This window comes from Rhodococcus sp. LB1, from assembly GCF_001583455.1.
GTDB classification, from domain to species: domain Bacteria; phylum Actinomycetota; class Actinomycetes; order Mycobacteriales; family Mycobacteriaceae; genus Rhodococcus_F; species Rhodococcus_F opacus.
Window position 1 is genome coordinate 1 of record NZ_LTCZ01000280.1, and the last position, 7,686, is coordinate 7,686.

The window sequence follows — 7,686 nt, forward strand, 5'->3', positions numbered from 1 at the left end:
GCGACCATGTTCTGGGCGTGTTCGATCGCCGACAGCAGCATGCGGGCTTCCGCTGTTTCCGGTTTCATCCTGGCCGTTCCTCCCAGCTTTGATGACAGGTGCCGCCGTGGTGTCCACCCTTGCAGGTCGAGCAGTCGCATTGCTTGTGCTGATTCGAGTGAACACCGAACAGGTTCGATCCGTCGATGGTCGATGCGTCCAGAATCGCGTCCCTCATCGTCCCCTGGCCGGCGTCGTGGCGTGGTTCTTCATCGGGATGGAGCTGTTCTTGACCCGGACTGAACCTGCGGGGTGTGTTCGGCCATTGCAGCGCCTGAACCTGCTTGAGCACGCCGACGGTGGATACGAGACGTGGGTGAAGNNGACCGACCCGAGCCCTGACCCTTTCCGTCCGTGCCACGTGTGACCCGCCAGAATCTGAATCCGCACCGCCTCGGCCGCAGCCCAGGGCGACGGGAGAGGTTACTCAGCGAGGACGAGGTCGACCGTATCCGGGAAGCCGGGATCCCGGGGGAGCGAGGCACTCCGATTGATTGACGTTCTCAGGTGCAGTCCCGGCAGATCAGTTGCTGAGGTTCGGCGAGGCGACTGCGGTGGTGGACCAGGAAGCAACTGGTGCAGGTGAATTCGTCGGCCTGCTTGGGGATGATGCGGACGGTGAGTTCTTCACCGGAGAGGTCGGTGCCGGGCAGTTCGAAGGATTCGGGCGGTGTCGCGTCTTCGACGGCCACGGCGGGGGGCTGGGCGTCTTTCCGGCTGGCGGTCAGCTGTTCGAGGGATGTGTCCGTCTCGTCGGATTCGGTGATTCGTGGTGCGTCGTAGCCGGTGGCAGTGACTGATCTTTTCCTCATGCTCTGGGTGTTCGGGCCCGGCAGACTAGTGGGTGCGGTGGCGCGTCACGCGCTTGGGGGCATCGTGTGCTGCGACTTCAACCTCTGGGGGCGGAGTATGCGCCGCGGGTGATCGTCACCGACGAACTCGACAGCTACCAGGTCGCCCGCCGCGAGCTGATCGCATCGGGTCGAGCATCGCCGCTCGAAGTACTCGAGCAATCGGATCGAGAACTCGCACCCCCCAAGCAGCGAGAACGGGCGACGAAACTCGCTAGCGCCGCCCCGGGGGTGGTGAGGTCGATCGATCCGCAGCAGACCTCGAACGTGAACTCGCCATGCTCTCCCACGTACGCAACCGTTTCCGCGCGTCGGAGGGCGACGACTTCCGCATCCCGACCACGGCGCTCGAGGTTCTCGACGAGCGGGGCAGTCTCGAACGATCACCGCGGGCTCCGATATGATGTTCCCGCACAGGACAGGTGGTGGTCGCGATGGAGCCGCCTGTGGGGTGGGGACGGCGGTGCCGGCGTGGTGCGGTCGGGTCAGGCCGGATGGCGACCGAAAATGCGTTGGCCGGGTTCGTGATTCACAGGTGCGCCAGCATGGGAAATAGGGCGATCGCGGAGACGGTGATGCCCGCGGTGCCGGCAACGACGCCCAGGAGGGCCCGCAACGATGCCGCCTTGTCGTCCGCTACCGCGGACCGCGACGCGGCGATAGCGCCGCACACGACCGCGGCGACTCCCAGGATGAAGCCGAGCCCGACCACCCAGAACGAGGCCACGGCCACGGCCCCCAGGGCGATCGACACGACGGGCAACCGCGAGCGATGCTGCTTCGGTATCTCGTTGCTGTCGACGGAGGCACACATGGGTTACTGCCCGTCAGTGGCGCACAGGCGGTGAAGCGTGAGCGCTCCGCAAGCCGGGCACGAGATCCGGCGGGCCTTCGCCGTCAACACCCAGGGATGACGATGCCGTCCTCATTGCCGTGGGGGTAGAGAAGTTCGGCGAGGCGTCGACCGGTGACGGTGAAGCTGGGCGCTGTCTCTCGTTGGAAGAATTCCTTCTTGCGGGTGCGCAGGAGGTCTTCACCGTCGCGGTGCCAACAGAAGCGGGGCCTTCGCAGCAGGGTCCGGAAAACGAGGTCGACGCCGTCGGGATGGCGTTGCGCCAGTCTGCGGAGCGGCAGGGCGGAGACCGTGTCGTCGTCGAGGTAGGCGCGCAGAAGGGCGATGTGGGTGTGGTCGCCGGCCAGCGCGGGATCAGCGAACATCGCGTCCAGACGGCCGAAATCCTGGTAATAGTTCAGGCCCTCGGTCTCGTCGTAGATCAAACCGACGCTGTCCGCGTCGAGGTAGTCCTCGGGCAGTCGGCCCATCTGCTCGGCGGTCAGCGCGTGCGGCGCCGCCGGGCTGCTGGGTGGGTCGTGGGCCGTTGTGGCGGCATCGGCCCGGGCGAGGTGGTGCCGGTAGTACTCGATCAGCCGCGCCTGGGCCGCGGCGGGCGGCAGGATCACCAGATCGGTTCCGAAGAAGTCGAGGAATGAGGCACGGGCGTCGGCCTGCAGCTGCCAGGCCCGCTGGTACAGGTCGCGGTTGCGGCGCAGCAGACTCGGATCGGCGGTGAGCACTTCCTGCGCGGCCTGCGCGAGGACCGGGCCGGAGGACGAGGGGAAGGGGAGCAGGTGGCCGCTGATCAGCCAGTGTCCGGTGACGGGGTGGACGGGCACGATGCGGCAGTAGACGAACATCCCGGGCTGCAGTGCGGCGACCACGTCCGGGCCGGTGTTGGAGTGTACCGGGTAATACAGGTCGTCGACGAGGTTGTGGAGGACGACGGTGCCGAGGTCGTCGTCGGCTGCCGGGTGCACCTCGAAGTAGCCCTCGACGACGTCACGCCACCCCAGCAGCATCGCGCGCTCGTCGTCGGTCAGGGGTGGGCGGCGGAGTGCTACGAACTGTTCCACCACGGTGCCGCCGTCTCGAAGGCGGTACTCGAGGGCGAAGTGATCGATGGTGCGGACGAGGACGGCCTCGTCGAGCGGGCCGGTGCCGGCCGCGTCCCGGAGTAGGGTGGTCAACTGCCGGTCGAAACGGGCGTGCTGGACGAAGTCCACCAACTCACTCTTCAAAGCTCCGCTGCGGGCGATCAACTCGGCAAGCGTCGTCTCCGGCGGGGCCTCAGCACCCGGCTGCGCCTCGTGCAGGTCAGCCATGAACGCCGGTCCTGGTTCGTATCATCATCCGCATCACGGCCGTGATGGTACCGGCATCACCTGATCCGGTGACTGCGACGACGCAGGGCCGAACCACCTTGAAAAGGCACCACTGAAGCACCCTCCGGGGGTGAAGCGACAGGGGAGCGTAGGGGCAGCTTCACCGACCCGCGAGGGCAAGTACGTGCGCGGGCAGTACGTGCCGGGAGTAGGTCGGTGCGACTCGCTGACAACTCCGCACAGATGTGGAAGCGCAGCATCCGCGGGTGCGGGCGTCGACGCCGCGGTCGCGGGTCCAGGCGCGGACTTTGGGGATGGAAGAGGCGCGACGTTAGTCCGCGGGACCGCTGCACCGTCGCGGCGATCTGAGATGCCACGTTCTCCGATCTGCGAGGGCGCGCCGGCCAGGTTGTCGAGATCGGCTATTACGCCGGAGGACGATCACCTGTTCGAGGGTCGCCGGCGCAGGGTAACTGGCCGTACCGACACGTTCCAGAGCAAAAACGCGCTGACGGCGCAGTTTCGGGGGATAACTGCGTATAACTGAAATTATCGTCGCCGAGTGCGCACGAATCATGAGTGACACGGACCGGGGCGCTCAACGACTCCTATCACCGGTGGCGGCTGTAGGTTCCGCGTTCCGTGTCGGTTTTCCACGTTTCATGTCGGTCAGAACCAGACTGAATCGTGACGTGGACCGATACGGTCGAGGTGAGGTACGTGTGTGACAACGGAAGTGCTGTTGCCACGACGGTCGCTGTGGTTGACCCACGTCAGGTTGTTTCGCGGAACGACTGACAAGTCCATCGGGAAGTTGCACGCGCGGATGCGCGCCCGACATCGGCGCCAGCCGTGAAAGCCCTGATAGAGCCGTCAGCATCCGCGTATGCGGTTTCCTCCGTCGTGGATGGCACCGGGCGCATGGTCGTCGTGCGCGGTTCTACTGCTGGCGAACGGGTTCGGCGGTGGGAATCTCGTCAGGTGAGGCGAGCTGGTCGAGGAGGGCCAGCCCCTTGTGCGCCCAGTCGATCTCAGCCTGTGCGAGTGAGAGCATTCCCTCGTACGCGAACGCCTTGAACGCGACGATACGTTCGTGCTGCTCCGTGGGGTACTTCTCGATGCGCTTGACCATGGTGAGATTCGTGCGCTCGAGAATGCTGCGGTGGATGATCGTCCACTGCGCGAGTTGCGCTGTGTAGTAGTCGATGTGGTTCTGAAGATGAGCGCGGGCGTGCTCGGTGTCGGTCCACTCGAAGTACGCCGCCTGCAGGTGGTGGACATTGCGTGCAGGCGTGTACTCGATTGGCGTGCACATCCATTCGCGAAACGCCTCGATCCCCAGGTCGGTGATCGAGTATTGCTTCTTGGTGCTGCGGGGCCCCCAGGGCACTTGCTTGCCGTCGATCAGGCCCGCCTGCTCCATGCGGCGTAACTCGGGGTAGATCTGCGAGTCGGGCGCGTGCGACGACACGGCGGTGGTGATTCCGGGCGGGGAGGTGCATCTCAGGCTTTCGGGATCCGGGGTGCACCGTGCTCGAGGTGTCCGGAGTTCTCCGAGGCGCTCGGGTGTAGCGCTGTTCTCAGGCGCAGCACCGAGCCACCCCGGTCTACGTCCTGATGTCCGGCCGAACCTGCCTCATCGGGGTGCGCGGTCGCCGGGCGCTCCGGGGTCGGGGGTGGGGCGTGGGTGTTCGAGGAGGGTGGTGATGGTGTCGGCGGGGGCGGGGTCGGCGAGGTGGAATCCTTGAGCGAGGTCGCAGCGGTGGGCGCGCAGGATGTCGAGCTGGGTCTGGTTTTCCACGCCCACCGCGATGACGCGGGCGTCGACGGCATGTGCGAGGGCGACGATCGCGGTGACGACGGCTTCGGGACGCCGACCCGGCAGGGCGGTGACGTGCGCCCGGTCGATCTTGAGGTAGTCGAACATCGGGTACCGGTCCAGCCCGGCCAAGGGGTTGTGCCCGGGACCGAGTCCGTCGAGGAGCAGGGCCACCCCCCGCTGCTGCAAACCGGCCAGGGTGTCCACGCTGCGGGTGGGGACCGCCCCGGAGGTGGTATCGGTGATCTCGAGTCCGAGGCGGTCGGCGGGCATCCCGGTGGCGGTGAGCGCGGCAGCGACACGGTCGGCAAAGACCGGATCCTGGAGCTGTGTCCCGGTGACGTTGACCCGCAGGTCCACCCCGAACCGTTGCCAGGGGGCGGCGTGGCGGCAGGCGGTGCGGAGCACCCACTGGAAGAGGGCATCGATAAGTCCGGTCCGTTCGGCGACCGCGACGAATTCGGTGGGGTCGATGACACCGAGGGCGGGGTGGGTCCATCGGGCCAGGGCCTCGACGGCGACGATACCGCCGCGGTGGAGGTCGACGATCGGTTGGTAGAGCAGCGTGAGTTGACCGTGGGGGTTCTCGAGGGCGACACGCAGATCCGTGGACAGGCGCACCACCCGGTTCGCGTCGTAGGCGTCGCCCGCGCGGTCGTAGACCGCGTAACTGCCGGGCCCGGCACGCTTGGCCCGATACATCGCCAGGTCCGCACGGCGGATCAGTTCGTCGACGGTGCAGGTGGGCTCGGAGATGGCGATGCCGATGCTGGCGCTGAACGCCGCCGTGGGGGCAAGGTCGTCCCGGGTGGCGAGCAGGGCGATGATTCGGGTGGCGAGGGCGGTCGCGGACGGGATGTCGCCGAGATGCTCGCAGATGATCAGAAATTCGTCGCCGCCGAGCCGGGCCACGGTGTCCGCGGGACGGACCGCGCCGGTGAGCCGGGCACCGAGGTGGATCAGGGCGGCGTCACCGTGCGAGTGCCCGAGAATGTCGTTGACGGTCTTGAAATCGTCGAGATCGACCAGCAGCAACGCGAACGTGCTGTGCTGCTCGCGGGCGGTGTCGAGGGCGGTGTCGATGCGGTGGTAGGCGGCGAGGCGATTCGGTAGCCCGGTGAGCGGGTCCTGCATGCTCCGGTGCCGCAGCCGGGTTTCGGCGTCGATCCGGCGGATCGCGGCCCCCACCACCGCGGCCACCGCACGCAGAAAAGAGATGTCCCGGTCGGTGTAGTCGCGCGAGCGGGGGCTGTGCACGGCGAGCACCCCCCAGTCGGCGCCGTTCCCGATCGGCACACAAATGCCGCTGCGCAACCGGCGGGCGGCCATCGCGGCCGTGTCGAAGCGGGTTTCGCGATCCCGGTTCGGGCACACCACCATCTCCCCGGTACTCACCGCGTATCCCGGGTGCGACGCGGTCCCGGTCGGGAAGGAACGCGGTTGGGGCGGTTGCCCGCGGTAGGCGAGGACCTCGAGGGTGTCCCCGGACTCGGTCAGCTGGGAGATCGAGGCACACTGCACCCCCATCAGGGTGGCGGCCGCACCGGTGGCCGCGGTGAGCAGCTCATCGCGGTCGGCGTGCACGGCGAGTTGGCTCAGCTCGGCCAGGGCCTGTTGTTCGCGGGCCCGGTACGCGGCCCCCTCGAGCGCCCGGCGCAGACGGTGTTCCTGCCGTCGTCGCGGACGCAGATCCCGCATGACCGCCGCGATCAGCGCCGGCCCGTCCTCCGGGCGGGGCAGGACGAACGTGGAAATGGACACCGGAATCGCGGCCCCGGTGCCGAAATGCCGCAGCTCGCTGACCCCTCGCCACCGTCCACCGGCGGTGAGCGCTGCCTCCACCAGCCCGGCCTGGGCCAGCCCGGCGTCGGTGAAGAACTCCGCAGTGGTCCGGGCGCGGGCGTCGGCGTCATCGCGCAAACCCACCAGCCCTCGTCCGGCCGGATTGAGATAGACGATGCGCCCGGTGACCAACTCCGACACCGAGACCAGGTCCGGCGCATGCACGAGTAACGACCGCGCCAACGCCTCCGGGAACTCGACCTCCACCACACTCCCTCCCGTGCGGGGCGCACCCAATCCATCCAGGACGCCTGAGCCCGGCGAACCTGATCTTGCGAGCCTGTACCAGTCCGGTGGGCGGGGACACCCCAACCGGAGAGAGGTACACGTTCCTCTGATGATCGCAGCACTCACGCGGACTGTAATCGACTATCAACATGTCAGTTCGTGCGAGGGACTGGCTCGCACAGCGCGACTGGGCAGTGGATTCGTACCCCCAACTGCTGCCCCAGAAGGGCGATCCGCTCAGGGATCGGTGACCGGTCATCGATCCGTCGAGGGGCCGCCGGTCGACGTCGACGGAACCGCCCCCGGCCTCCCGGGTTCGTCTGAAAATCCCTGGTCAACCCACTCCAGAATTTCTGTAGTCGCGGGAGTAGACATTAAGGCGGCCCCGTTGTAGAGTTCCTCTCGTCGCAAGGAAAGAGTTCACGAGATGCGGGAGAGAATGAACTACCCGCAGAGCAGTACCGCAAGATGAGGAAGTGCCAGGGCACGGGTTGATCTGAGTGTGTAAAGCCCCGGTACCTCCGGTCGGCGGCCGGGCAGCAAGAACAGCCCGACAGCCGGAGAAAGTGCAGTGAACAAGGAAATGAAACCGGCCCCCGGTGCCTCACGGCGCCGGGGGCCCTGTCCGTTGAAAGGGTGTCACCCCATTCAGGAAGATTCGCCCGACCACAGCCCGGCCGGGAAGTTCGACGACGAGGACTACCCGGCCTACAGCATGGGCCACGCCGCCGAGATCCTCGGCGTCAC

General features: G+C 67.1%; 6 protein-coding genes and 1 pseudogene. 2 read left to right on the forward strand and 5 right to left on the reverse strand.

What is annotated here, in order from left to right:
* Window positions 1-542: 542 nt before the first annotated feature.
* Window positions 543-851, reverse strand: a complete 309-nt coding sequence (locus tag AZG88_RS29290; RefSeq protein WP_061699891.1) for a DUF4193 domain-containing protein — start codon at window positions 849-851, stop codon at window positions 543-545.
* 317 nt (window positions 852-1,168) lie between these two features.
* Between AZG88_RS29290 and AZG88_RS55150 the strand changes: the two genes are divergently transcribed.
* Window positions 1,169-1,294, forward strand: coding sequence for a hypothetical protein (locus AZG88_RS55150; protein ID WP_269455082.1), 126 nt, complete (start codon window positions 1,169-1,171; stop codon window positions 1,292-1,294).
* A gap of 125 nt (window positions 1,295-1,419) precedes the next feature.
* On the opposite strand, the gene AZG88_RS29295 is transcribed toward AZG88_RS55150, so the two are convergent.
* From AZG88_RS29295 to AZG88_RS49290, 4 genes are all read right to left on the reverse strand, one after another.
* Window positions 1,420-1,704 (reverse strand): hypothetical protein, encoded by a 285-nt coding sequence (locus AZG88_RS29295; RefSeq protein ID WP_231914250.1) that lies wholly within the window; start codon window positions 1,702-1,704, stop codon window positions 1,420-1,422.
* Between the two features lie 83 nt (window positions 1,705-1,787).
* On the reverse strand, window positions 1,788-3,050 hold the full coding sequence (locus AZG88_RS29300; protein WP_061699892.1) for a hypothetical protein: 1,263 nt from the start codon (window positions 3,048-3,050) through the stop codon (window positions 1,788-1,790).
* 940 nt (window positions 3,051-3,990) lie between these two features.
* Window positions 3,991-4,521 carry a PadR family transcriptional regulator gene (locus tag AZG88_RS29305; RefSeq protein WP_231914251.1) on the reverse strand — a complete coding sequence of 177 codons (531 nt, stop codon included), beginning with the start codon at window positions 4,519-4,521 and terminating at the stop codon, window positions 3,991-3,993.
* Window positions 4,522-4,686: 165 nt separating this feature from the next.
* Window positions 4,687-6,921: a putative bifunctional diguanylate cyclase/phosphodiesterase gene (locus tag AZG88_RS49290; RefSeq protein ID WP_063886910.1), complete on the reverse strand. Its 2,235-nt coding sequence runs from the start codon at window positions 6,919-6,921 to the stop codon at window positions 4,687-4,689.
* A 589-nt stretch (window positions 6,922-7,510) separates the two neighbouring features.
* On the opposite strand from AZG88_RS49290, the pseudogene AZG88_RS55765 reads away from it, so the two are divergent.
* A pseudogene (locus AZG88_RS55765) lies at window positions 7,511-7,686 on the forward strand (MerR family transcriptional regulator); the annotation flags it as partial.

Bases quoted from the DNA above. Each gene is read 5' to 3' on its own strand.
- AZG88_RS29290 (WP_061699891.1), bottom strand. From the start codon at position 851: ATGAGGAAAAGATCAGTCACTGCCACCGGCTACGACGCACCACGAATC.
- AZG88_RS55150 (WP_269455082.1), top strand. From the start codon at position 1,169: ATGCTCTCCCACGTACGCAACCGTTTCCGCGCGTCGGAGGGCGACGAC.
- AZG88_RS29295 (WP_231914250.1), bottom strand. From the start codon at position 1,704: ATGTGTGCCTCCGTCGACAGCAACGAGATACCGAAGCAGCATCGCTCG.
- AZG88_RS29300 (WP_061699892.1), bottom strand. From the start codon at position 3,050: ATGGCTGACCTGCACGAGGCGCAGCCGGGTGCTGAGGCCCCGCCGGAG.